The sequence below is a fragment of the Pseudomonas sp. S07E 245 genome (assembly GCF_019599025.1).
In the GTDB taxonomy this organism is placed as follows: Bacteria; Pseudomonadota; Gammaproteobacteria; order Pseudomonadales; family Pseudomonadaceae; genus Aquipseudomonas; species Aquipseudomonas shirazensis.
This window is the reverse complement of record NZ_CP080625.1, coordinates 2,665,183-2,690,377: the sequence shown is the minus strand read 5'-3', so window position 1 is coordinate 2,690,377 and position 25,195 is coordinate 2,665,183. Positions and strand designations below refer to the sequence as shown.

At 57.0% G+C, this 25,195-nt stretch carries 18 protein-coding genes and 1 pseudogene; 8 read left to right on the top strand and 11 right to left on the bottom strand.

The annotated features are described in order from the left end of the window. Window positions 1-335: 335 nt before the first annotated feature. The 5 genes from K3F44_RS12420 to K3F44_RS12400 all read right to left on the bottom strand — a co-directional run bounded on the left by K3F44_RS12420 (window position 336) and on the right by K3F44_RS12400 (window position 8,945). Window positions 336-2,687 (bottom strand): RNaseH domain-containing protein, encoded by a 2,352-nt coding sequence (locus K3F44_RS12420; RefSeq protein ID WP_220634122.1) that lies wholly within the window; start codon window positions 2,685-2,687, stop codon window positions 336-338. Next, the gene (locus tag K3F44_RS12415) at window positions 2,684-5,755 is read right to left on the bottom strand and encodes a hypothetical protein (RefSeq protein WP_220634121.1); all 3,072 of its coding nucleotides are present in this window, start codon (window positions 5,753-5,755) and stop codon (window positions 2,684-2,686) included. Before K3F44_RS12415 ends, K3F44_RS12420 begins: the two co-directional genes overlap by 4 nt. Continuing rightward, a complete protein-coding gene (locus tag K3F44_RS12410) occupies window positions 5,739-6,584 on the bottom strand; it encodes a hypothetical protein (protein WP_259407059.1) in 846 nt (281 codons plus the stop codon). The genes K3F44_RS12415 and K3F44_RS12410 overlap by 17 nt, the downstream gene beginning before the upstream one ends. Before the next feature lie 473 nt (window positions 6,585-7,057). Further along, window positions 7,058-7,954, bottom strand: a complete 897-nt coding sequence (locus K3F44_RS12405) for a bacteriophage abortive infection AbiH family protein (RefSeq protein WP_220634119.1) — start codon at window positions 7,952-7,954, stop codon at window positions 7,058-7,060. Window positions 7,955-8,012: 58 nt separating this feature from the next. Further along, the gene (locus tag K3F44_RS12400) at window positions 8,013-8,945 is read right to left on the bottom strand and encodes a hypothetical protein (protein ID WP_220634118.1); all 933 of its coding nucleotides are present in this window, start codon (window positions 8,943-8,945) and stop codon (window positions 8,013-8,015) included. A gap of 440 nt (window positions 8,946-9,385) precedes the next feature. On the opposite strand from K3F44_RS12400, the gene K3F44_RS12395 reads away from it, so the two are divergent. Further along, the gene (locus tag K3F44_RS12395) at window positions 9,386-9,985 is read left to right on the top strand and encodes a hypothetical protein (RefSeq protein ID WP_220634117.1); all 600 of its coding nucleotides are present in this window, start codon (window positions 9,386-9,388) and stop codon (window positions 9,983-9,985) included. A 234-nt stretch (window positions 9,986-10,219) separates the two neighbouring features. Here the strand turns inward: K3F44_RS12395 and K3F44_RS12390 are convergent, their stop codons facing one another. From K3F44_RS12390 to K3F44_RS12370, 5 genes are read right to left on the bottom strand one after another with little or no spacing between them, the layout of a single operon-like run. Further along, complete coding sequence (locus K3F44_RS12390; RefSeq protein WP_220634116.1) at window positions 10,220-11,494, bottom strand: hypothetical protein; 1,275 nt, start codon at window positions 11,492-11,494, stop codon at window positions 10,220-10,222. After that, complete coding sequence (locus K3F44_RS12385) at window positions 11,494-12,510, bottom strand: TetR/AcrR family transcriptional regulator (RefSeq protein ID WP_220634115.1); 1,017 nt, start codon at window positions 12,508-12,510, stop codon at window positions 11,494-11,496. The genes K3F44_RS12390 and K3F44_RS12385 overlap by 1 nt, the downstream gene beginning before the upstream one ends. Beyond that, the gene (locus K3F44_RS12380; protein WP_259407058.1) at window positions 12,507-14,888 is read right to left on the bottom strand and encodes a site-specific integrase; all 2,382 of its coding nucleotides are present in this window, start codon (window positions 14,886-14,888) and stop codon (window positions 12,507-12,509) included. The genes K3F44_RS12385 and K3F44_RS12380 overlap by 4 nt, the downstream gene beginning before the upstream one ends. Continuing rightward, window positions 14,885-17,104 (bottom strand): hypothetical protein, encoded by a 2,220-nt coding sequence (locus tag K3F44_RS12375; RefSeq protein WP_220634114.1) that lies wholly within the window; start codon window positions 17,102-17,104, stop codon window positions 14,885-14,887. The genes K3F44_RS12380 and K3F44_RS12375 overlap by 4 nt, the downstream gene beginning before the upstream one ends. A gap of 59 nt (window positions 17,105-17,163) precedes the next feature. Then, window positions 17,164-18,096, bottom strand: coding sequence for a deoxynucleotide monophosphate kinase (locus K3F44_RS12370; protein ID WP_220634113.1), 933 nt, complete (start codon window positions 18,094-18,096; stop codon window positions 17,164-17,166). A gap of 106 nt (window positions 18,097-18,202) precedes the next feature. Here K3F44_RS12370 and K3F44_RS12365 point away from each other — a divergent pair. From K3F44_RS12365 to K3F44_RS12335, 7 genes and pseudogenes are all read left to right on the top strand, one after another. Continuing rightward, window positions 18,203-18,541: pseudogene (locus K3F44_RS12365) on the top strand (dTMP kinase); the annotation flags it as partial. Then, on the top strand, window positions 18,534-19,520 hold the full coding sequence (locus tag K3F44_RS12360) for a DNA polymerase III subunit delta' (protein ID WP_101321472.1): 987 nt from the start codon (window positions 18,534-18,536) through the stop codon (window positions 19,518-19,520). The pseudogene K3F44_RS12365 and the gene K3F44_RS12360, both read left to right, overlap by 8 nt. Before the next feature lie 31 nt (window positions 19,521-19,551). After that, a complete protein-coding gene (locus tag K3F44_RS12355) occupies window positions 19,552-20,334 on the top strand; it encodes a TatD family hydrolase (protein ID WP_220634111.1) in 783 nt (260 codons plus the stop codon). 405 nt (window positions 20,335-20,739) lie between these two features. Continuing rightward, a complete protein-coding gene (locus K3F44_RS12350) occupies window positions 20,740-21,375 on the top strand; it encodes a TetR/AcrR family transcriptional regulator (RefSeq protein WP_101321468.1) in 636 nt (211 codons plus the stop codon). A gap of 108 nt (window positions 21,376-21,483) precedes the next feature. Further along, window positions 21,484-22,452, top strand: a complete 969-nt coding sequence (locus K3F44_RS12345) for a GTP 3',8-cyclase MoaA (RefSeq protein ID WP_220634110.1) — start codon at window positions 21,484-21,486, stop codon at window positions 22,450-22,452. A gap of 66 nt (window positions 22,453-22,518) precedes the next feature. Continuing rightward, the gene (locus K3F44_RS12340) at window positions 22,519-23,124 is read left to right on the top strand and encodes a DUF4823 domain-containing protein (RefSeq protein WP_101321464.1); all 606 of its coding nucleotides are present in this window, start codon (window positions 22,519-22,521) and stop codon (window positions 23,122-23,124) included. A 12-nt stretch (window positions 23,125-23,136) separates the two neighbouring features. After that, on the top strand, window positions 23,137-23,697 hold the full coding sequence (locus K3F44_RS12335; protein WP_150570200.1) for a DUF1285 domain-containing protein: 561 nt from the start codon (window positions 23,137-23,139) through the stop codon (window positions 23,695-23,697). Window positions 23,698-23,733: 36 nt separating this feature from the next. Here K3F44_RS12335 and K3F44_RS12330 read toward each other — a convergent pair whose 3' ends face one another. After that, complete coding sequence (locus tag K3F44_RS12330; RefSeq protein ID WP_220634109.1) at window positions 23,734-24,930, bottom strand: amino acid aminotransferase; 1,197 nt, start codon at window positions 24,928-24,930, stop codon at window positions 23,734-23,736. Between the last annotated feature and the right edge of the window lie 265 nt (window positions 24,931-25,195).

The following is a 25,195-nucleotide window of genomic DNA, read 5'->3' as shown; positions in this document are numbered from 1 at the left end:
GCGAGGTGGGGCATTTACGCTTTGATCTGAAATCATAGGGGGCCTGTTGAGCGGCTGAGATTTACGCAGTTGCTGCACGCTTGATGTCTTTGTCGTCACCACCACTAACGCGTGACGACTGTAAGCCTGCGGGCAAGTCATCCTGCAAAATAAGGGTGACGGACGAGCGTGTTGAGCATGGCATGTAAACCCAATTTTTGACCTGTAAACCTCTGTGCTTTACAGGTCAAAAATCAGGTTTACATGGCCTACAGACCGCCTCGCAAAAAAGCGGCCCGCGTGGGCGGGCACGATTTCTGGCGGTTGCTCTGGGCGGGGCGAACGTGGAGACGGCGTCAGCTGTCCGCTCGATTCGCATCGGCCTTGCGTCGCATTTCCAGGATGGGGTGATCCTCTGCTACCTTCATCGCCAGATGCATCGGGCCTGGCAGGCGAAGGTGGCCATCCCAAAGGGGCGCGTTGCGACATAGCAATGCGACCTGCTCGGCGACCACCGTTGTGCTGGCGAACGTGCCCGGTTCCATGATCACGATTTCGGTCACACCCAACTGCTGCCACGGATCTTTGAGATTGCGCCCCGATACGTCGTAGCGGGTGTTGTCGCGCAGTGATCGAATACTCCCAAATTGCTTGGAAGGCGAAACGAAATAGAACACGCAAGGGCTTTCGTTAGACTGGAAGATCCCAATCTTAGGCCCCACGAAGCGCGGGGTATCGGGGAACAGGGAGTGGTTGCCAGTCATCTGCGCGACCTGCTCATCCGTCCGGATGCGTACGACTGCTGCTCCTGCGGGAATTGGGGGCATCCCCTGACCTGGACTGTCTTTCAATCCGCCATAGAACGTTCTCAGGTAGACATCCAGGCAAACAATCAGCGAGTCCTTCGGGTTGATTTTACAATCCAGGAAGCATTGGCTAACCAAGGTCGTTACCTGAGGGAACGCCAGCAGCGTGGGCGTTGCGTGGATGGCGGTCAGGCCTTCGCTGTAACCCATCCACCTGCCGCTGCCATCTACGCTTGAGTCGAACCAGAAAACCTCTGGTTCATGCCCACCCAGAGACATCCGGGTGATGATAGGCAAAAACTTCGCCGGGCCCTTTTCCTGAATTCGGTCAAGCAGGATGGCCAGTACCGTGGTACCAGCCGGCACCGATTTCACCTTGGGCAGCGGTGCAGGCAGATAGCCGCTCAAGCGAATCGCTTCGACCACCGAATTGATGGCCTTGAAATCACGCTCCTCGTCTGTTGGCTTGCGCTTTTTCGATTCGGCATCCGGGTCGATGTGCATGATGAACTGAGTCGCAATGCCGTGCTTCGCGAGAACGCGTCGGATCACATGCTTGGGATCTAGGTCGCCATCACGAGAGGCCGCTAATGCGCTGGTCTCAACAATCATCACTTTCACGCCGCCCTGCGCATGTTGCTTGGCAACAGGTACCACTTGATTCAGCAGCCATTCGCTGAGGGTGTTGGGATCGTGTTTCCCTTCCAGCATACGTTGGGCGTCCGTGACGTCCAGGCGCACGAGGTTGATCAGTGGAGGGGTAACCTTTTGGAAGAACTTGGTGTCACGCGCCAATGAGGACGCTGCGGTGTGGAGCCTAAGCATCACGTCTGCATGAGCCGCGAGCACCATGACGTTTAGATTGACCGTGTCGGCAGGGACGGTGGCCTTCTCTTCGGCAAGACGCCCGACGGCCTTGCGTGCCAACAATGGTTTGGTACCTGGAAGTGAGGCAAGCAAGTGGAAGCACGCCTGATCAAGGAACAGCGGGCCTGCACCGGAGCCAATCAGCGGGTTCGAAGGTTGGATGGCATAGATGGGCCTGACATCACTGTCCACTGGAATGTCACCCTCGACCATGGGTGGAAATGCCGGCACCCCCATGAACGCGAGTAGCTTTTCAATAGGGTGCTCATAGGTAGTTTTCCAGCCGTCACCAGCAGGCCGCGTCTTGATCTTTGCCCTGACGATCAGATCGCCGGTTTTGACCCACGCATTTTTCTTCTTGCCGACCAGGTTGGGCATTACTCGCGATAGCCTCACCCTCAGCTGCAAATACGGCTGGGGGCGGCCATTGAGCAAGACCAAGTCCGGCTCGATGATGTGCAGCGCACTGGCGTAGCGGACATCGCTTTTTGAAACGACCGGATCATCCCACGCAAGCACACTACCGTCGGCCCCCTGGTAGAGCTTGATCGGCTTACTCGCCTGCATGGGAGTGCGAGTGAGCGCTTGGCCTACCAGCCAAGGAATGACGATGTATGCGAGCGACGAGACATCTCCAGGTGCAACTAGCCCTACGGTGTCTAGAGGCACCAGATCCGTCACAACGAGCTTGCCCTCAAATTCAGCGAGCTCCTGTTTCCAGGCCTGCATGACGTCCTTCGACCAGAGATTGAGGGCTTCATTGAGGGTATCGATGGGCAAAGGCCTGAGCATCAGGATTGCCGACACACCGCCGTCCTGTTGCGGGAACATGTTCACCTTGACCGGCCCACCCGACAGCGTGGCCAGCATCTCTTCGAGCCCGATGGATGGGAGCCCAGGATGGGGCTTTCTGGCCAACCCTTGAAGGGCCTGCCAGGCGTCCAGGTAGTGGGGGCCGATGACAGCACGGTAAGCATTGCCCAGGTGGCTGGCATCGAACTCAAAGAGACTGGTACGTAGTTCAAGACCCTTCATGTCGCATCTTTTCGTGACTCAAAAATGTAATTCAAAAGTGCCGAGGCCACCCCGGCATGGTGACGTTGGAATTGATCCCAGTCGCCATCTCGCTTCAGTTGCTGCACGCTCTCGCTGAGCATCTGAGGCCAGGGTAGTGCGCCTGCCATAAATGCTGCGTCGGCGAAGTAGCAGGTGACAGGCGTGCCTCCCCGGCGCCCACGGCCAATGAGCTGCGTGAGGCTCACCAGAATGTTCATGATCGTGTAATGGCGGATGTTGTCAGGTTGCTGACTGAACGCAGGATCGGCGGTACGAATGCTTTGTAGCAGTGCATTGGAGTGCTTTCGCTCTTGGATCATCAGCACGCCAGGACTGCTGTGCAGCCCGACGGCATTGCCCGTCTCATAACAGATATGCGCCAGATTGTTGTTGGGGCTATCAGACGAGGGCAGGGGGCGCACGCAGATCACGACTTCGCCGATTGCCGATAGCCCATCGCTGTTCACGATGTTATGCCCGCGCGCCATAGGGCCCATGGCACTCACAAGCACAGTCTTGTCCCTGTGACGACCGCTGGTGAATTCAGCGAGATCGTCGTACACCAAGGTCTGTTCAGCTTCGAGGGTCGATGGTTTGTACTCGCTTTGTCTTCCTCGAACCCAGCCGACCCGCTGGCCCGGGCCATCCCGGAGCGTTGCCAGCGTCATCGCCAAAACCTCAGCATCAGCGTCGCTGTTGGTTACCAGCAGCAAGCGTGCCCGTGCTCGGGTCAGCGGATCGTCAGCCAGGCTCACCAAACGAGTATCAAGCCAAGGCCAGATTTCCTTTGCAAACTTGGACACCAGGAATCTGCGTTGTGAATACTGCCCGCCAGAAATAGCGGTGGTCGCAGGGGCATTCTTGAATGTGACCTGACCAGGGACGTCCGGCACGTCGATGAAATCTTCCGCGCGTAGGTCATAGGCGCTGGCACCGGGGAAATACGCTGTAGCGGAAAAACCAATGAACAATCGTTTCACACCGGCATACCCAAGCGCGCTGACGTCTGGCAGTGAGAGCAGCGTGCTGTGAGGATCGCCGCGCATGGCTACCACATTGAGCGTTGAGTCATTGTCGGCGGTATCTTTGCGCTTGAAGCCAAAAACAGCCCGCTGCAAGGGGCCGTTGGGGGTAGGACTCAGCGGCTCGGGCCCTGCGATGCTCCGTTTGACCTCGTAAGCGTAAGGTATCTCGGCATTCACAAAGCTCGGTAGCTCAACCTGAAGATTGCGCAGGTGAGTTTCGATCACCTGCAAAGTACCCCGCAGGATGAGTGAGGCTTTCAGTCGAATTCTGTCCCGCTTGTTGAGCTTCGCCGCAAGCCTGCCATCAGCAGACAACTGCGTGATGAGGTGATCCAGGCTAGTGGCGAGGGCTTCAAGCTTGTGTTCTCCTCCGTTTGAGCGCCATTTCGCGAGATGCGTGCTCAGCTTCTCCAAGTGCTCCGGTGTGCGATTCGAGTTCTCGAAAAGCGCTTCCAATGCAGGGCGATCAATACCGAGCTTCTGGATGATGAAGGTGTCGTCGGCATCAGACCAAGTGGTCTCCTTCTTTGGCCACTCGACATACCTCTCCTGCTGCAGGTTCATCAGTTGGTTGACGCTGAGCGTGCAATAGGTCAACGCCCAGCTCACGCGGAACAGGCTGCTGCGGTCGATCTCCGGAATGCTGGATCGCCCAGCCACGGTATTGAACAAGCGCAGCAGGGGGCTGTTGTCTCCCTGATTGCCTAGCTTCAACTCGATCACACTGCTGTCGATCGCGGACTTCAACAACCCATCGATTTCATCGACAAGGAAGAGAGGCGCCGTTCTGAGCAATATTTCGATGAAGCTACGAGGCCCTGGGAACAGGTCAGCCTCAGACAACGGAATACGGGTCGTTCCCGACAGCAATGCATGGTGATTGATCACCACGATGTCGGCCTCAAGGGCTTGCGACAACATCTGCGTTCTGCCGCACTTGAAGAGGAATGGGCAGTGGTTCAGTCGCTTCGACTGCTCAGCTCGGCCCTCTTGCTCGGTCGATACGCGGATGTTGAAGCATGGCTCTCTCCCAGGCTCCACATCGAGCTTGTCAGTCGCATAGGCATTCAGCAGGCAGGCATAGTCATACGCGGGGGCGGCATGGCCCTGCTCGAACTGAATTTTGCCACGCTCGAAGATCCGGGTTGCAGAGTGCAGAGGCGCTATCTTCAACCCTGGAGCCGCCACCGCAGCAGACTGCTCAAGCACCCGTACCGTATTTTCAAGCTCAACCAGAGTCGGCACCGCAATCACAACTCGCTGGCCTCTGCGCGCCGAGTCAAGCGACATCATGACCATCGCGACGCTCTTGCCCGTGCCCGTCGGTGCGTTGACCCGGTAGAAGGTGCCGGCTTGCGCTGCGCGGTCTGAGTGGGAGCCCCAAATATTATCCAGGGAGCTCTGATGGTTGTTGTGAAGCCCGGGCGCAGCGTCGAGTTGACCGGCGATCTCGATGAGCGATGCCAACGTCCAACCCATTTCTGGAACTGCAGGGGATGACGCGAGCGATATGCTCCGGTCGATGATATCCAGAACAGCCCGTTCACTCTCAGGGATGTAGAAGACCCTTACCTGGTCGCCGGCAATGTGCTTGAGCACGACATCGCCGGTCAGTGGAAGCTGCGCATAAGTCGGTGGCTTGCGCCCATATCTGAGGGCATCCAGGTACTCTTTGATGAGCTGATCTGTGTTCAGGTAAGGGGAGACACGATAGCGATCTTGCTCATGCAGTTCGCTGCCGAGCTTGTCCTGCTCTATGAGCTCGAATGGGCAGCGTTCGCCAGTAAAGATAGCCTCGACGCTCATCATGAAGCGCTTGGGTTGTGCAACTGGCGAGGGGCGCAGACGCAGACTTTCGGCGATCAACTGCTGGTCAGCCTCAGGCAACCCATACCAGGTGATCCATCCTCGCGTTCGGCCAGAACAGAGCGATGCCGCGTCGGCCAGCATGGGGTCACCGCTCACATAGCGAGCAGCCAAGGCGAGGAACAGTGTGACGCTGATGTCAGAAAGGGGCTGCACGTTTCTTCGCCTCCTGTACACATTGGCTCTGGGTGTACACGCTCACGCCGGGGTTACAGTGTTTTCGGAGTAAGGGGAGGCTTTGCTTCTGGTAATCCGGGATCACGATCCATCGAGGTGAGCTCGTTGGAATTGCCTTGATGTGCTCGGCAAGTCTGTAGGCGGACATCCAGACCTTGGCGTCGATATCCTGGTGGGTATGCCCGAGTCGAAAGCGTAGGTCTGTACGGTCAACATCTGGCCATAGCTGCACATCGAATCCCATACCTGCGAGAGTCTGAGCGAGCTCGAATTCAATGAGCCCCGGCTGAAGCGTAAACTTCCACAACGCAGGTTTGAGCATCAGCCGGCCATCTACAGCCTGCCCGTTCAACGTGGTTCCGTCGACGCGGTTAGTCAGGGCATCGCCATTTCGAACGTAGAGACTTTTCTTGTCCTGGCACCACGCTGACGCGCAGCTGACCTCGTGCCGCTGCGTATTCATTGGCCACTTGCATTCCGGACACAGGTACAGGAGCCCGTTATGAAACAGGTGCGGTGCAATAGGCTCGTAAAATTCACTCAATGACAGGTTCAAGGGCAGGAAGGCGTCACTGGCTTGAGCGGGCCAGATCACACCATGCTGAACCAGAAACAGGCGGAAATTTCGATAGTGCAATTCACCGTCTGCTCGCAGTCGGCATGCCTGTTTGACCCGATTCACACTTTCTTGGACGCGATCCCAAACCGCCTTGGCATCAAGCTCCAACAGCATTTCACTGCATGTCTGAGTGACGATGTCGAAGTAGAGCAGGGGGCCTGAATAGTCGCCTCTTACGGACTCGGGCAACCAGTCCTCCAACGGCGTTCGAAGCCTGCGCTCCAGCTCGATCGGAGAGATAGGACGCCCCGTGGGATCGAGTCGCCAGAGAAGGGCACAGGCTCGCTGGAAAAGGACGAACGCTTGACCCCGATCTGTAGCGCAGAGTGAGGCTCCTTGAGCGAGCAGGTTGAGAAGGTACTCGGGGGCTTGCCTATCCATACGCACACTCCATCTCATCCCTGAGCTTCGTCTGCCAGCGTTGCTACGGGGTGGCATAGCACTGGGGCGGGCATGTCTGCCGCTTGAATTTCGCAGTAATGCCTACGCTATCAATTTGCTATTAAACCGTGCAATGCCCTGGCGCACTTTGCCACTTGGGGACGGCGATGCCTCCCGGGGAAGGGTACCAGGATGGCGAACAACAACTGCGCCTGATTCCAGGCGCAGGTCGGGCAGGGCTTAGCTACGGATAGATGGCCGCGAGCATTGATGCAGGCTGACTACAGTTGCGACCAAAGCTTGAAGTCTATGGATTCGCTGGGCACACCGAAATCGATGAGGCACGCTGCTTTGCTTGTGTTCTCGTCGAGCGACCTGACCGCCACTGTCCAACGCGGGCTAGCTTGCAAAGCCTCAACGAGCGCCAGGAAATACGCCTCATCCACCTTGGAAAGGGAATGGCCGAGGACGACGACCTGAGTGATCGATTTCAGTGACTCGAAGTAGGGTTTTTGCTGCTCGATGATCTTGGCGCTCGGTTTGAACGTCTTGTCAAAATAGTCATCCAGAATGCCCATCGCCTCGGCAAACCGGGTATCAGTGTCCTCATCCACACCGTCCTGCAGCAACGAGCGATCAGCCGCTGCCCGTGCGTGACCAAGCACCAAGTCAGAGCTTTCATCTTCGCCCTCACCATGGATGTGCAGGATGTTCTCTGGAGGAATGTCGTACAGCTTCGTCAGCGTGCTGGTGTAGTTGAACGTCAGGTAGTCCGCGTCCTTGTCCAAGGACGTCAGCAGCTGGGGAACCTGGTCGCGGTCAGGCAGCGGGATGGATCTGATCCAGTCCGCGAAGTGTTGCTGCAACCCAGCCGACAAACCGGTCGCCACCTTCTCCACTTCGTACTGAAAGTCGTGATGGCCGGCGTCGCTCCAATCCTCAGCCGAGTAGGAAACGAGGAAGCCCTCCAGTTCGGTGACAATGTTCTCGGTGTCCAAGTCGGCAAGCGAAAGCTCAAGCTCTGCCCAGTCTTCGTCGATCGCGATGTAGCTTTCGACCCAATCGAAAACCTCTCGATCCGTCGCTTCCAGGTAGTTCTTGAACCGCCAGTACTGGGTGGGAAGGCCATGGTGAAGATCAAAGCCGTTGCCAATGATGTAGAGGGTTTTATTGGTCATGAGGGTTCCTGATGCAGGTGCACGCTGGCTTGGGTAGCGTCGTCTGTGCCGTGAGAGATCACTGATCGATTTTGGAAACTTGGGCCTTCAGAACCAGGTTCAAGGTCAATCTGCGCTTGGTCAGGGTTTTGAAGCGTCCCTCCCTGGGCGCTTTTTCGGGGGCGGTACTGGAGTGCTTCCACATGCCCAAGACCACGATCTCATCGTCCTTCTCAATACCTTTGAGCCAGGCCGGATCCTTGGCCCAGATGCTCACCTCAAGGCCGATGCCATTTTCCGAGTCGTCGGGGTCGACCCGGAATTTGTTCATTTGCAGATTGATGACGTTCTTGGACTTGTCACCCCTGATTTCAGTCCTGACGCTGCTCACGGCGCCTTGAATCGCGATGGGGTGTTGAACGGTGTTGTGCGACACTGCGTAATACGCCTCTGCGTGGCGCTCAGTCTCGAAATAGAACTGATTCCATGCCACCTTCACATTGCCTTCAAACACCAGCTCCAGATGCTGCTCGATGTCCTGATCATTGTCACAGAGCGCGCGAAGCTTCAGGGCTCGCTTGGCGGAATTGATGTAGGCGGGAAGAAGGTTTGGGTTGTGAGTGTAAGTCCGACCCGCTGTGGCCCGGGTACCTCCATCGTCAGCAACGTTACGGCCACCTGCCTCCAAGGCCTCTTTGATCATCACCAGCCGCATGCGGTATCGATTGTGCTGGATGCTCTCGATCAGATCCTCGGATGTGCTCGCAATTTCCTCAATTTCCTCGTCAACCCCGAAGCGACAGTTCACGGCGTGGGCACCGTTGGGATACAGACGGAAATAACCTTGGACGAACACGGGTTTGTCATACATCTCCCGTGTGTACGGGGGATTGTGAGCGACGGGCGTACCGCAGTTGCATTGCAGAGGCTCGGCGCCGGTGCCCTTGGTGTATGTATCTGCTTCCCAACGATCACCGTTCTGGTCGAAAGCGTGATCCATCTTGATGCCCATACAAATCCCTCATGTCAAAGGTGGATCAAATCCAATCACCCTGGCGAGCATGACGCCCGCTTGGCAGGCCTGACGACGTCCTGGCGACCTGCTGCCGACGATGTGATAACGAGGTCACGCCGAGGTGATGACGTCTCTGTGCCAGGCGGTACAGTTGAGCTTCTGGTGCCACGGACAGCTCTAGCTAGGGAGTCTGGCTATGGGCCATCAGTGTACTGATCCGGGAGGGGGCTGCAAACCTACTCAGCTACAGCCGCTGTTCATCTTCATGAAGTCGTGTCGGCGGCGTGTGGTGAGTCGAAGAGGAGATGTATCGTGTGATGATCCTCGGCGGGCTGGTTAACATGACGCTTAAGCTTTTCGATCATCGGGCCGATTAAAGGCTAAACGCTGCTGTAGCTTGCCATGAACGCTGTGGTGCTTTGCCATGAAGGAAGGGTATGGAATCTGACGAACACGCAACGCTAGCTGCTCAACACCCAAGCGGGGTGGATGCGGCTGATGCAGCTTTTGAGCCGCGAGCCCTTCGGCAGGGCAGAACAAGGAAAGCTCCGAGCGAGGCGATCCACTGTAAGAGGTTTATCCGACGCCTCCAGACAGACAACGTGCTCACGGCACTGATGGCTTTCAGTGATCGTGACCTGCAAGCAGATCTGCGAACCTGGGATCTTGCATGCGAGGTTTATACGACAGAGCAGCTCGCGCAGATCTTCGACGAGTTGGTGCAGTCTGGGGACTATTCGTTCGGCAGGTTGACGGAGGAGTTGATGAGCTCTTTTGACCGACTCCGAGATCCTGATCCGGAGATGCACTATCCGTCTGTAGCGGCTGCTTGCACCGCCGTGAAGCGTGAGGCCAAGGCGCGTCTGGCAAAGGGAGATCATCAATGGGCGAGGCTGGATCCCGAGACAGGCCGCTCGCCTCACCGACATGAAGGTTATGGGTGGGATGCGATGACCGTGGCTTTGTTCGATCGAATGATCAGTGACAAGCTGCCACGAGCTTTGGATATGAGGTTTGCGGGCGATCTGGGGCTTTGACTTGATCTCGGTGCGCGAGGCTCTGGAGCAGAAACGCTTGTCCGTGGGCAGAAGCGTTTCTCACCGATTTCATGCGGCATCCGGACACTAGCGATTAGGTTGCACCAGGAGGCGGCATGGCCTCTACATGCCATGCCTGCTTGGGCTGCAAGGCACCTGCTTGGGTGCACTACAGCGGCTGGTTGCATGGTACCGGCTGGGGTGAGGTGCCAGATGCTCAGATTCATTCGCTGATTATCCGAAGACTTCCAGCTGCGCGTTGATGTTGAAGTCCTCAGTGATGATCTCATTCACGTGGCCTCCCTTGGCCATTACCAGTGAGCGGGCCAGGTCAAGGTAGTGGTTGTAGGTCGTGACGGGGTCAGAGTGCCCCATTTGGTTCGTTAGCACCTGCACAAACGCAGCGTCGAAAACGTCGGCAGCAGGGGTCAGCAATTTTTCCCCATGGTGTTGCGCAGTCATCACCGTAGGCCACCAGTGGCGAGACTGGTAAAAATTGTTGCTCTTGCGGAACGTGGGGTCTTTCTCGTGGGCGATCCTGCACGCGTAGTTGGTCGCATTGGTGATCATGGTCTCATCGACAGGTACCCCTTCAACATTCAAGAACAGGATCGAAGGCGGGCACGGCTTCCCAAATTTTTCCTTGTATCTTTTCTTGCGAGCTGGGTACTCGGTTGAGGTATAGCTGTCGTAGATATCTTTGAGCGCATAGGCCGGGATTTTGATCGTTCGCAGCTTTTTGCCCTTACCGAGCACATCGTATTCGAAGGTGCCCTGATCCTTGGGAAGCTCTGAGTAAGGGAGGATGTGTCGGTTCTTGCCCTTGCCAAGATAGGGGAACTTGCATAGCTCCATGGGTCTGATCGCGGTCGCCAAGGCAAAATTGAACAGTACGGCATAGACCTTGTCTGGGTAGGTCTGGAGCAGGATCTTGATATCCTTATTGCTGATCAGCGATTGGGGGCGCTTCTGATGAGCACGCCTGTCGAGTACTCGGATTGGGTCTGAATCGATTCGCACCCCCGCTCTGCGCTTGATGTAGTTGAGCATCCTGTCCTGTTTGAAATTGGCGATCCATGTCTCCAGGTGAATTTTGACGTTGGTAGTGAAGCCAGCCTTCACCACCCACGCGAAAAAGGCCTGGACGATTTTGGCGTCATCGAACGTCGTCGCCGTGGTGGGACGATCGCTGTCATGTCTGACCCGGATGCTCTGCCTTTCCAGCTGCCACAGCTGAATGTCCAGGTTGGTAGTGATAACGTGATAATCCCCGGGGCTCAGCGACCTGAATTTTCGTCGGGTCGATAAGAACTTGTAGAACATCGCTATGACCCCTGCATAGCGTCTGGAGGTCTGCTCGGAGCTCCGGGACTGCTCGTACAAATACAGGTTAGGAACGCTGAGTAGCATCGCCTTGGGCTTCGTCTGGGCGATCAACACATAGTGCTCAACTGGAGTTTCCAGAAGGGCACTCGTGTACGAGATGAGTTTTTTGTCGATGGTCAGCATCAGTCGCCCTGCCTTACTCGAAAGACCCGCACCTCATCGAAACCCCAGGTTATCTGAGGCATCTTGGCTTTCCTGGCGTCCAGGATTTCTTCCTCAGGGATGGCCCTGAAATAGAATTGCCTTTTAGACGCGATGATCGCCTCCGAGCTCCTGAAGGGCACATGGATGGTGATCCGGTGCAGTGGCTTCAGCTCACTCAGAAACACGCCCAAATCCTCTTGGCCGTACCACGGCACCTGTGCGACCACCGTCAGCTTCCCCACCTGAGTGGGAAGGTCGTCAGAGAATGTCTGGAACGATGAGATGTACCTTTCTTGGAAGATATGAAGCTCGATTTGGCTTGGATCCGGGAAGTGGTTGATGGTCTGGATGATCTTCTTGATTTCAGCTTCCTTGGCATCTTCGAATTGATCGAAGTCCTTGTCCTTCTGGTAAGCCGTGCACGCCTTCTCCAGATTCAAAGCCAGGCTCAGGAAGTTCTTCGCGTCCTTGGGGGTTCCTGCACTCTGACCGTTGCCGGATAGCTCAGCAGCTGCAGCATCCATCTGCCGCTTGGTCTGGGATAGCTCCATCTGCCGGAGTTTGCCTTTGAGCGACTCGTTGTGAAGGCTTTGGGTCGTCAGCAACGAATTCACTTCCATGACATTGAAGGCAATGATGTCGTTGTTCATCAGGGATGTGATGTGCTTAGTCGATGCCTGCTCTAGTTCCTTTTTATGCTGAGATTTGAGCCGCTGTATCTCTTCCTGAAGCGTCGCGACCTCCCGGTCGCGCTTCTCAAGGAATGCCATGGCTGAATCTTTATCCTCGTTCAGCAGATCGAGAATCGACGCGCCGAGACTGTAGGGCTTCAGATCGCCATAGTAGCGGTTAAAGGCCTGGCGGCTGATGCCCGCCCGGATTGACAGCTCCCCGATCGCGAGCTTCGTCAGGCCATGCTCAAGCTGGTGCTCCTTGATCAACTCAATCAACCGGGCACGTGTATCGACGGTCGTCTTGCTTTCATCAGCAGTCATGCTTTCACCTGCACCGCTGGGATCAGTTCTGGGCCTGTACGAAGCCGCTCAAGGTGCGCGGTGTTGCCGGCGATCTTGTCACGCAGCATCTTTTTGGCGCGTTCACTGAGGGTGTCGGAGGCATTCTCAAGCATGTTGGCGTAGAACCTGACGTTGTCTTCCATGGCTACGCGAGCCTTCTCAACTACCACAGCATGCTCGCAGGAAACGTCACACCAGGTCGGATCAGGCAGAGCGTCCGTCACCGCGCCCTGACGAGCCGCCAGGCACGGCGGAAGGTTAGGAGATGAATACGTTTCGGTGCTCAGGCAATAGCTCCCCACAGCCGTCCGGTGAATGAACAGCGGCTCACCTGCCGATAGCAGATTAGAGATGTACATAAAGATGGTGACTTGCAGGCGTGCGCCTTGGAACGCATCAGGACGTGCCCGTACACGTTCGAGCAGGCGATCAGCGCTCGGGCCCGACGAAGCACTGGTTGTGACCGCGTTGATGAGCTCCGTGAACTCCGCCGTGTAATTCTGCTCGATCGCCTGCGCCACGCTTCGGACAAGGTAAGGATTGCGGCCAATGTACTGGAGCGTCATCGAATAGCTTTTGTGTCCGAAAAGGTGCCGAATGATGTCGATGTTGCGCTCGCTCCTGTTGATCAGGATCTGGGCGATGGTTTTGCGGAATCGGTGAGTGTGAATCCGGTCGATGCCCGTAGCTTCTTCCAGCTCGCGAGTGACCTGGTGCAGCATGTTCCCAGTCGGCTTGTTGATCACGCGACGGCCCTTGCAGGACTGGAAAAGGTAGCCCTGACCGATCATCGTGTAGACGCTGCGAAGTTTTTTCAGATCCTCAATCCGCTCGCCCACATATTTGGGCAGAGGAAGGTAATCAACGTCCCCGTGGAAATTCGGATCCTCACTCGTTTTGAATCGAGTGACCCGCAGGATGTAGTTACCATCACCATCCTTCGTCACGTCCTCGAAGCGCAACGCTTGCATCTCGCTCACGCGGAGTCCGGTGACGAGCGCCAAGAGCACGTACACCGCATTGCGGACGTTATCGATTGCAGCGGAGTAAGAGTTGATCCAGTTGTAAACGTAAGATTTATGGAGCGAAGGTACGCCCTCGTATCGGTAAGAATATCTGTTCTTACTGGCAGCTACGATGGTCTGTCCTTCGACAACGATATTGAACTGCTCCTCAATCTCTGGATCCTCTCGATAGCGAGTGATTGCGGACTTTTTCTGTTCGTCGATTTTATGCTCTTTGACGTAGTCTACGAGCTCCAAAAGCCTTGGCAGGGCTTGCCTTGTCCAGAACAGAGCGTGCGTGACCAACGTGCCCAGCTCTTCTTCGGAAAACGGCTTCCAAGTGCCCATCGATCCTGAGAACTGCATGAGGTCTTTTTGACGCTCTACGGTGTCGACCGCACGCATGTCGACGTTAAGCGCCAACCCGTCTGGCATCAGCCCCTGCGTGCTGAGTGACCCCCACAGTCGGATCAGGTAGAACAGCGACAGGTAATGGCGCATGCTGGACGCCGTATTTTTAGCTTCGTTCAGCGCCCCATTGAGAAGGCGCGCGTTGATCATTTCGATCGACTTGGCATCCCCGTCCAAGAAGTTGTTCTTGAAAATGTAGCGCTCCAGCAGGAAGAACAGGCTCGCTTGCCACGTCGTGGTGTTATAGCTTCGGATCGTCCCGAATGGAGCGAACTCTGGGATCACGTAGTAGATCAAGGCCTTCTTCAAGGCGATCATGGGAGGCGTGAGTCCCTCGAAGTGAACCCTTTTCGGTGTGCCATACCGGTTGATGAACAGCACCCAGGTGTTCTCGCAGTAAAGCGAGTGCTCCGAGATGGGGAATGCACCATCAGGGAATTCTGCCAACTTGATTTTCAGCGTGCTCAGACGCTGCACGAGGCTACCGCCAGTTTCAGCCATTAGGGCGGCGAGTTCTGCCTCGGCTACCTCTTCCAGGTCGCTGTTGAACTCGCTCTTCAGCTCATCCTCTAGGTCGTCGTCCTCGTCGTCCTCGTCGTCAGAATCCGCCTCGTCGCTATCGTCGTCCTCCGAGTCGTCGTCATCAGCATGCTTGGTCTTGCTGGCTTTCCTGCTGGTCTTGCTGGGTTTGGCGGTCTGTTCAGGGCTCGCAATTTTTTCGGCTTCCCCCGCACTATCGCCGACAGCATCAAGGTCGCTATCGTCGCCGACGACGATCTCGATCATGCCCGTTAACGCGTCCTCAGCTGTGCGCGTAGCCGTACCAGAGGCTTGCAATGGAGCAGCCACCCCCTGGCCGACCTCGGGAGCAGTTGGCTGCCCGATAGAGCCTGTGATTGGGGAGGCCGGATCTTGTTGAGGCTTCTTATTATCGGTTTTCATTCCATGTCCTCATCTTCAAAAATCAGCTGCAAAAAAGTCAGGTCGCGAGGGAGTAACGGGATGCTCTTGCGTTGCATCGAGCGCTGATAGCGAGCGGCTTCCACCACCTTGTCCTGCTCATCCCAGTTATTCAGCACGTAATTCAGGATCGACAGTTCGGAATCCAGGGTGTCGCTGAATTCAGCATCACTCTCAGGACGCTCATCGATCAGCTCGGTGACATGGATGCGGCGCTCGATCAGGTAAGGTAGGGAGTCTTCGTACAGGTTGATCTGCTTGCAGAACAGGCAGTTTCGGATCGAGTAGCACCGATCCCCCTGCTTAACCTCCACATCCGCCCCCGGCCAAGTGGGTTGCCGCTGGTTGGCACATCCCCAAAGCGGCTTCTCCATCCCTGGGATGTGAAAAATCTTCAGAGGAAGCTGAACCGGCAATTCCGGCGTTTTCGCGCCCAACATGCCTACCCACTTCCCTTGAAGGAACAGCTCCATAATCTCTTCAAGCTCGGAGCGTAGGCGTTGCATGCGCTCCTGAACGGCGGCCCCGGAACTGTCGTAGTGCACGTCGGTGGTAGTAGTGTTCTGATGCCCCATCTGCATGGCCAGCAGGCCCAGGCCCGCGCCCTTGACCTTGCGTTGGAACAACGACCACGTGGGGCGCAAGCGTTTGGTCAGCTGCTTTGCGCTCGTCAGGCGAGTGCCGTTCTCGTACACAGGGTAGGCAATGAGGAAATCTTTGACGCCTCGCAGAAACGCTTTGTTATTTGTTGCGGACGTGTGCCTACCGCCTCGACCTACCCAGACTGCGTAATAGCGCATGCATAGGAAGAGCCTGTTGTAGATCAGGTTTTCCTGACCTTTGGGAACGGAGTCATAGTCATAGGGCAGCAAGGGCGCTGACAAGGCGGCGGCAAGCTGGATCAGGTTGTAGCTGGAGTAGCGGTCAGTTTTGCTGCTGACCGCCACAATGTCTTTTGGCGCGTAGTAGGGCTTATCCAATCCCTGGGAGCGATTCTTCTCCGACTGGAGCAAGACTTGGGCTTCCGACATGGCGCCGGTTAGCGGGTGCTCGCAGCTCTTCTCGTCTACTGCCAGCACGGTTTCCTTGTTCCAGTTGCTCTGGAGCATGATGAAGACAATGATGCAGGCCATGTCCATCATGCTCGGGTAATACATGGCCAGCAGGTCATCCCAGGGCTTTACGGGATAGCGGACAAGTTTCGACAGGCCGCACCTGTTCCACCTGAAGAGCATCAGTTGGATGATGTCGCCGCAGTCTTTCAGTGAAACAAGTCTTTTCGCAGTTAAGCTGTTAGCAATCTCGTCCAATGAGACCTCAAAGGGATAACCGTTCTCCAGCAAGGTTTTAAGCGACCTGGCGTCATCGGGATTCCAGTGCCACAAGCTGTTCTCTTCAAACGGATTACCGGCCTTGGCAAAGCGAAAGCATTCTTCCCGCGCCTCAAACACCTTCCCGAATGCAATCAGTGGGTCGGCTGTGTCGAGCAATGCTCTCAACTCGGAGTCATTCGAGTGCTTGAGCTTGGCGTTAAGGTCACGGTTGTTGAGCTTTAGTTTTCGCTCCAGCCTTTCCTGTGCCCACTCGAAGATATTGGCCCTAGAGTACTGAGGGGTGTAGGTGTCAAGGATCTCCTTATATTCGTAAGGCTGCGCGGCATGCACGACTTCACGAAATGCCAGCTTCTTATACATGGCATCGGCGTGAGCCTTCAGGGCCGTCACCAAGTCGGTATAGGCGCCATCGGTGAATGGCTGGTTTACCTGTTTAGCCGCTCGCGGTACAGGTGGAAGCATCAAATTGGGAATTACATCTGAAATTTTAGCAACGTATTTGATTGCCGATTTCAGCTTTGTGGCATTAATTCCTTTCTCGTTGTTCTTGAGAAGGTAATTATGGAAGTTCATAAAGACCTCGGCGGTGAGGTCGGTCAGGTGTACGAGCTTAAGTGTTTCTGGATTGCGGTTGTTATGTTCGAGTGCAAAATCGAAAAAAAGAATCACCGACTGGCGAATGGCATAGCCAGAGAGGCGTCGGTGAGTGGCGGCGTACTTAATAAAAACAAAATTTAGCGCCAGACAAATAGGGGTGGTTTTATCATAAAAAGGATGTGACTGGTATGTGCACTCAATAGGTAGCGAGTCAGTTGTGGGTGCAAGGTCGTATGCCCCTGCAGTAGGAACTTCAAAAATGGTCACGGTGGAAAATCCTCGGTCAATGGGCTCGCGGTTGTTTTGGCTTTATTTTTATTTTTTGTTTATATGCGAGTATCGGTATCGGCTGCTTTGCCGTTTGTTTCCAAAGCCGCATTGCTCTGTTTTTCGGCGGCTAGCTTGGTCTGAAGAGTGGCCCAGGCTTGTTCGAGTGCCGAAGTGTAATTTTCCAGGGTGCCATTGTTATGAATGACAGTGTCCTCAGGTTTGGGTTTAATGCCAGCTTCAGAAGAGTGTGTCTTAACGGACGCTACGTTGTCGCGGATGATGTGCCAAATTTCACCGTTTAGCGTGCGGATGAAATGGGCTTCGTTTTCAAAGCGAATATCTTTGATGATGATTACTTCTTTGTCAGTGGCATCGAAGACTGGGGCTTTGAATGTATTTCTATTGTTAGAAGTTTGGGTGCTTTGTTTGTTTAGGGTGTCTTGGATGTGCTGGGTGCGTTGAGCGTCAAAGTCAGGGAAGTCCCGGTAAGTCATGACTTTCAGGGTCTGAAGCATTTCTGTTGGCGAGATCTTCCAGTACTCGTCGGAGGTGTCACGAAGATCAGCATCCCATGAGCGGTCGGGCAGGGCGAAGATGGCGCTGACGGCTTTGATGAATGGTGCGTCAGGATCGGACGCGCTGATTGGGTTTTGGGCGTGCGGGGATGGAGAGGTGTCGGGGTGGCCTGCCATACCATTGATCTCCAGATCGGCACGCTTGAGCCAATGCAGCGGATCATGGCCACGCATCCACTCAGTGCCCACCCGTTGGAAGAACTCACGAGGGGACTGACCCCAAGCATCCAGTCGGGTCTCCTTTACGGTATCATCCCAAGTCTCGGCGTCTGTCAGGGCGAACAAAACTTGGCAGCCTCGCTTCAGCGGATCAGCCAGTGCGTAGGCAGCTACCCCAGGATGGCCCAATAGAATCGAGGCTGCTGTGTCCTTGCCGGAGCGTGCTTTGGCAGCTAGGCCTAGGATTTTTTTCATGTGGAGACTCCTTGGATGCACCGGTTTTCTGGGGTTTTTGGGGTTTACGTTTTTTTCTGGTACAAAGTATAACATCGTGTTTACCTTTTCCATCATTCAAAAACAAGATGCCACCTACGCCTACCAAGGTGGCGGCCGCGGCTTGCCGGTCGAGCGCATCGCTACGCTGGAAACATTTGTCCAGGGCGATCTGCGCCCTGACCTGACGCTGGTGTTCGACCTGCCGATCGAGATCGGCCTGTCGCGCGCGGCCGCCAGGGGCCGTTTGGACCGCTTCGAACAAGAAGGCACAGCCTTCTTCGAGGCCGTGCGCCATGCCTATCTGGCACGGGCTCAAGCTGACCCGCAGCGCTACAGCATCCTCGACGCCGGTCAATCGCTGGAGGCAGTGCAGCGCGACATCGACAGCTTGTTGCCGGCCATGCTGGAACGCGCCCGTGGCTGAGGCCTTCGCCTGGCAGGATGCGCTCTGGCAGCAATTGGCCGGGCGCAGCCAGCATGCCCATGCCTATCTGCTGCACGGTCCGCAGGGGATTGGCAAGCGGGCCCTGGCCGAGCGCCTGATGGCGCGTTTGTTGTGCCAGCAGCCGCAAGGCGCTGATGCCTGCGGGCAGTGCAAGTCATGCCTGTTGCTGCGTGCTGGCAGCCATCCGGACAACTACGTGCTTGAGCCGGAAGACGTCGACAAGCCGATCAAGATCGACCAGGTTCGCGATCTGGTGTCGTTTGTTGTTCAGACCGCGCAGTTGGGCGGGCGCAAGGTGATCCTGATCGAACCGGTCGAGGCCATGAACATCAATGCCTCCAACGCCTTGCTCAAGAGTCTGGAAGAGCCGTCCGGCAATACGGTGCTGCTGCTGGTCAGCCATCAGCCGAGCCGACTGTTGCCGACCATCAAGAGCCGTTGCCAGCAAGTTGTATGTCCGCAACCAAACCTTGCCCAAAGCCAGGCCTGGCTCGCCAATGCGTTGCCAGACAGTGAGCCGGGAGAGCGCGAGGAGCTGCTGACCCTGGCGGCAGGATCGCCACTGATGGCGGCCAAGCTGCACGCGCAAGGTGTCCTCGAGCAACGTGCGCAGGTCACCGAGGGCGTGAAAAAACTGCTCAAGCAGCAACAGTCACCGACGCAACTGGCCGAGTCGTGGAACAGCGTGCCACTACTGCTGCTGTTTGACTGGTTCTTCGAGTGGTCGCACCTGATCCTGCGCTATCAGATGACTCAGGATGAACAAGGCCTGGGCCTGGCTGATATGCGCAAGGTGCTGCAGTATCTGGCGCAGAAGAGCCGCCAGGGCAAGGTCCTGGAAACCCAGGCGTGGATCCTTGAACAGCGGCAGAAGGTGCTGGGCAAGGCCAACCTCAACCGCGTGTTGCTGCTGGAAGCGTTGTTGGCCCACTGGGTCCAGCTGCCAGGCTCACGCTGACTCCCTTCTTCTAAATATGTGTCCTGCTGCCATGCTCGTAGATTCCCACTGCCACCTCGACCGTCTAGACCTGAGTGCCCATGATGGCTCGCTCGATGCTGCCCTGCAGGCGGCGCGTGAGCGCGGGGTAGGGCACTTTCTGTGCATTGGCGTGAGTGCCGACAATGCCGGCGCGGTAAAGGCGTTGAGTGAACAGTATGCAGATGTCGACTGCTCGGTGGGTATTCATCCGCTGGACCTGGCGCCAGGAGAAACCCCAGCGCTGGACTGGTTGCTCAACGAGCTTGCGCATCCGCATGTCGTGGCGATTGGTGAGACTGGCCTGGACTATCACTACGAGCCGGAGGCGGCGAGCCTGCAGCAGGCGTCTTTCCGCTTGCACCTGGAGGCCTCGCGGCAGACCGGCAAGCCGGTGATCGTGCACACCCGTGCGGCCAGGGCTGACACCCTGGCGCTGTTACGCGAAGCCAGCCTGGAGCAGGCCGGGGTGTTGCACTGCTTCACTGAAGACTGGCCGATGGCCAAGGCGGCGCTGGACCTGGGCTACTACATCTCGTTGTCCGGCATTGTCACCTTCCGCAATGCCGAGGCCCTGCGCGAGGTGGCCCGCCAGGTCCCCAGCGATCGTCTGCTGGTCGAGACAGATTCACCGTACCTGGCGCCGATCCCTTACAGAGGCAAGCCCAACTTGCCTCAGTACGTGCGCGAAGTCGCCGAATACGTCGCGTCGCTGCGTGGCGTCAGTTATGCACAATTGGCCGAGCAAACCACGGCCAACTTCAAGCGCTTGTTCCCACTTGCGCGAGTACGCTGATCTGACAGCCTGATTGGCGGGCAAAAAAAACCCGGATTCTGGGGGAGGAAACCGGGTTAAGACCATTAGGAGTAAACAAAGGCACGCGGTCCCTGAGCGCCTTTATCGGCACGCCACTTGGGGGGATGTGGCGGGTCAACACTTCAAGTATTGGTCAGCTTTGGCACAGTGCCAGCGACAACTGGTCGTTTTTTAAACAGATTTGGAATACGTCGCGGGATGCACAGTGCATTCCCTGCAGGCAAGTCACTTCGATTGGCCAATCTGCAGCTTGCCCAATCAATCCCATCGTTTGCGAACTCATCGTGAAACACAGACATGCGCCGATGATCCGTGCAATTTCTTGCAAGATAGGCATAATAATCCGCTTCGATTGTCAGCCAGTCCTCCCCCATGCAGCCTCCCATGCAGAAAGAACCGCGTAAGGTCCGTGAGTTTCGCCGTCGCGAACAAGAGATCCTTGATACCGCCCTCAGACTGTTCCTCGAACAGGGTGAAGACAGCGTCACCGTCGAGATGATCGCCGACGCCGTTGGCATCGGCAAAGGTACGATCTACAAGCACTTCAAGTCCAAGGCAGAGATCTACCTGCGCCTGATGCTCGACTACGAGCGCGATTTGAACACCTTGCTGCACTCGGCCGATGTCGACCGCGACAAAGAAGCACTGTCGCGTGCCTACTTCGAATTCCGCATGCGTGACCCGCAGCGCTACCGGCTGTTCGATCGCCTTGAAGAAAAGGTGGTCAAGGGTAATCAGGTACCAGAGATGGTCGAGGAGCTGCACAGCATTCGTGCCTCCAATTTCGATCGCCTGACTCAACTGATCAAGGGTCGTATCAGCGAAGGCAAGCTCGAAGACGTGCCACCGTACTTCCACTACTGCGCCGCCTGGGCGCTGGTGCATGGCGCAGTGGCGCTGTACCACTCGCCGTTCTGGAGCAATGTACTGGAAGATCAGGAAGGCTTCTTCCAGTTCCTGATGGACATCGGTGTGCGCATGGGTAACAAGCGCAAGCGCGACCCCGAACCGAACGCCTGACAGCAACGCCCCGTCACCCTTTGCGTGGCTGTCCGACATGCGAGCTTGCAAAAACCTGATTTATGAGTCAGGTTTTGCACGGCTTATTCTTCCATGTCGGAGTCATCCATGATCGTCGATCGTCAAGGCAGGCGTTTTCGCAACCTGCGGGTCAGCCTGACGGCGGCCTGTAACTACGCTTGTACCTACTGCGTACCCGACGGCAAGCGTTTGGTGGCGGCGCAGCATGAGCTCTCTGGCGAGGCCCTGGCACGAGGGGTGGCTTACCTGATCGAGGCGGCCGGCATCGAGCGTCTACGCATCACCGGCGGCGAGCCACTGATCAGTCCCAGGCTCGAAGAGTTTCTTATCGCCATCGCCGGCCTCGACCTGCACGACATCAGCCTGACTACCAACGGCCAGTTGCTGTCGCGGCGCCTGCCGCTGCTAGAGGCCGCGGGTATCCGCCGCTTGAACGTGTCGCTGGATACCCTCGACGCCGCTGCATTTCGCAGCATTGCTCGCGGCGGTGACCTGGCCACGGTGTTGCTTGGCATGCAAGAGGCCAGTGCGGCTGGCATGCGCATCAAGGTCAACATGGTGCCGATGCGCGGACAGAATCTGGATCAGGTCGCGCCGCTGCTTGACTACTGCCTGGCGCGTGGCTATGAGCTGCGCTTCATCGAGCTGATGCGCATGGGCCACCTGGCGCGCGACGGCAATGACTTTCGCCAGCAGTTGGTCAGCCTGCCTGAGCTGCTGGCGCTGATTGGCCAGCACCATGCCTTTGAGCAGGCCAGCGCTGCTGTTGATGCCACCGCATTGCGCTACCAGATCCCCGGCAAAGGCCATTTTGGCGTTATCGCCAACGAGAGCGTACCGTTCTGCCGCGCCTGTTCGCGGCTGCGCTTGTCCTCAACCGGCTGGCTGCATGGCTGCCTGTCGAGCAGCAATCGGCACTACATCGGCGACTTGCTTGATCGCCCCCGGCACCTGGCGTTGCCAGCGCTGCAACGGTTACTGGTAAAAGCCCTGGCTGACAAGCAGGAGCTGGCGTTCGCCGGTGGGGTAACGGTAATGAAGGTGATCGGCGGCTGACTCTGGCGCAAAAGCTGCATCTGGCTGCTATTCGCCGGTTTTTCGTCACCGGTCTCTGGAGGAAAGATGCGTAGCCTGGTTTTGCTGCTGGCGCTGATGGCGCTTGGTGGCTGCATGAATGTCAGCGATATGGGCGAAGGTGTTCGCTATCACATGAGCGATGCCGGTCTGCTCGATCATAGCGATACCCAGCGCAGCCTGTCGGTGCGCCTGCAACCGGATTCGTTCATCTATATTGGCCAGGGTGCGTTCGTGCCGCCGGGCAAAGGCCCGCTGCCGCAGCAGAACATCGTCGCCGAAGAGGCGTTCAAGGCTTTTGTCGAGTACTTCCCGCTGGTGCGTCGTGCGCAAGGCCCGCTGGGCCTGGAAGATGCCATCGCCGAAGCCCGCTCGGTCGGTGCCCATTACGTGCTGTATACCCGCTTCGCTCGTACCGACGACCGCATCGGCAATGGTGATGAGTGGTACGACGAACAGGCAGTCGACCGGCTCGGTTGGGACACGGGCGTGGTGCAGATGATGCTCATCGAAACCAGCACTCGCTACCTGATCGACACAGCGCGGATCAAGAGCCGTGGCGGTTTGTTGACGTTTCACGACAATAGCCCGCAGGATTTGCTCGCAGCGCCCATGCGCGAGTACGCTCGTAGCCTGTTGGGTATGAGCCGCTGATAGGAGAGGGTGATGACCGAGTCTGTCGAGACCAATGATCTGTTGGCGCAAATCCCCAAGGGTAGGGGCCCGGCGCCGGTTCACCTGTGGAACCCGGATTTCTGCGGCGACATCGACATGCGCATCGCCCGTGATGGCACCTGGTTTTACCAGGGCACGCCAATTGGCCGTAAACCAATGGTGCGGCTGTTTTCCAATATCCTGCGCCGTGACGGTGACGATTACTTTTTGGTGACGCCGGTCGAGAAGGTCGGCATCCAAGTCGATGACGCGCCGTTTGTGGCGGTGTTGCTGGAGGTGATCGGCGCGGGGGAGACGCAGGTTTTGCGTTTCACCAACAATGTTGAGGATGTGATTGAGGCTAGCAGTGCGCATCCGTTGCGGGTCGAGGTTGATCCGGTCACGCAGGAACCTGCGCCCTACATCCTGATGCGCAGCAACCTTGAGGCGCTGTTGCATCGCAACGTGTTCTATCAGTTGGTGGAGCTGGCGGTGCCGCGCTTGCTGGACGGCGAGGAATGGCTCGGGGTGTGGAGCCATGGCCAGTTTTACCCGATTGGGCGTGCTGGCTGAAAACAGTTGGGGGCTGCAGAGCAGCCCCCAACTGCATCAAAGCACCGCGACGATAGCTTTGGTCACTACGTGGATGTTGCTCTGGTTCAGCGCAGCAACACAGATACGGCCAGTATCCAGCGCATAGATGCCGAACTCATCCTTCAGGCGATTGACCTGCTCGGCAGTCAGGCCCGAGTAGGAGAACATCCCGCACTGGCGACCGACAAAGCTGAAGTCGCGCTTGGCCCCATAGGTAGCCAGCAACTCGACCATCTGCTTGCGCATGCCGTGAATGCGATTACGCATTTCGCCCAGCTCGTCTTCCCACATCTGGCGCAGCTCAGGGCTGTTCAGCACGGCAGCGACGATGCTTGCGCCGTGGGTCGGCGGGTTGGAGTAGGTGGTGCGGATAACCCGCTTGACCTGCGACAGCACGCGGGTGCTTTCGTCCTTGGAGGCAGTGACGATCGACAGCGCGCCGACGCGCTCGCCATACAGCGAGAACGACTTGGAGAACGAGCTGGAGACAAAGAAGTCCAGGCCCGACTCGGCGAACAGGCGTACGGCGAAGGCGTCTTCGGCGATGCCGGCGCCAAAGCCCTGATAGGCCATGTCGAGGAACGGCAGATGGCCTTTGGCCTTGACCACTTCCAGGACGTTTTTCCAGTCGTCCAGGGTCAGGTCGACACCGGTCGGGTTATGGCAGCAGGCATGCAGGACGATGATCGAGCCCGACGGCAGCTGGTTGAGGTCTTCGAGCATGCCGGCGCGGTTGACGTCGTGGCTGGCAGCATCGTAGTAGCGGTAGTTCTGTACCGGGAAACCGGCCGTCTCGAAAAGCGCGCGGTGGTTCTCCCAGCTCGGGTCGCTGATGGCGACGACTGCATCAGGCGACAGGCGCTTGAGGAAGTCTGCGCCGATCTTCAGTGCGCCAGTGCCGCCCACGGCCTGCACGGTGACCACGCGGCCAGCGGCCAGCAGTGGCGATTCGGCGCCGAACAGCAGCTTCTGTACAGCCTGGTCGTAGGTGGCAATCCCATCGATCGGCAGATAGCCGCGCGAGGCATGCTGTGCGGCACGCTGGGTCTCGGCTTCGATCACTGCGCGCAGCAGCGGGATACGGCCTTCCTCATTGCAGTAAACGCCGACGCCCAGGTTCACCTTGTCGGTGCGCGGGTCGGTGTTGAAAGCTTCGTTGAGGCCCAGGATAGGGTCGCGGGGTGCCAGCTCGACAGCGGAAAACAGGCTCATTGTTACCTTGGCTCTGAATGGAGTGTGATAGGGCTTGCACGCTCCAGCCGAATGCACTGAAGCGGTGCACAAACGGGGAGTCAGTATAGAGATACGCGCCGACCGCTGCGACCATCGGGCGCAGGTTTTCCGGCGTTTTTTCGCAATTTTTTTGGACCATTGGTCTAATTGCCCGGTCCACAGAAACACACGTTCACAGCGCCAGCCGCGAAGCGGGCAATGGAAAGGCCCGTTTCGGTGTAGACTACTGGCTATATTTACAGTT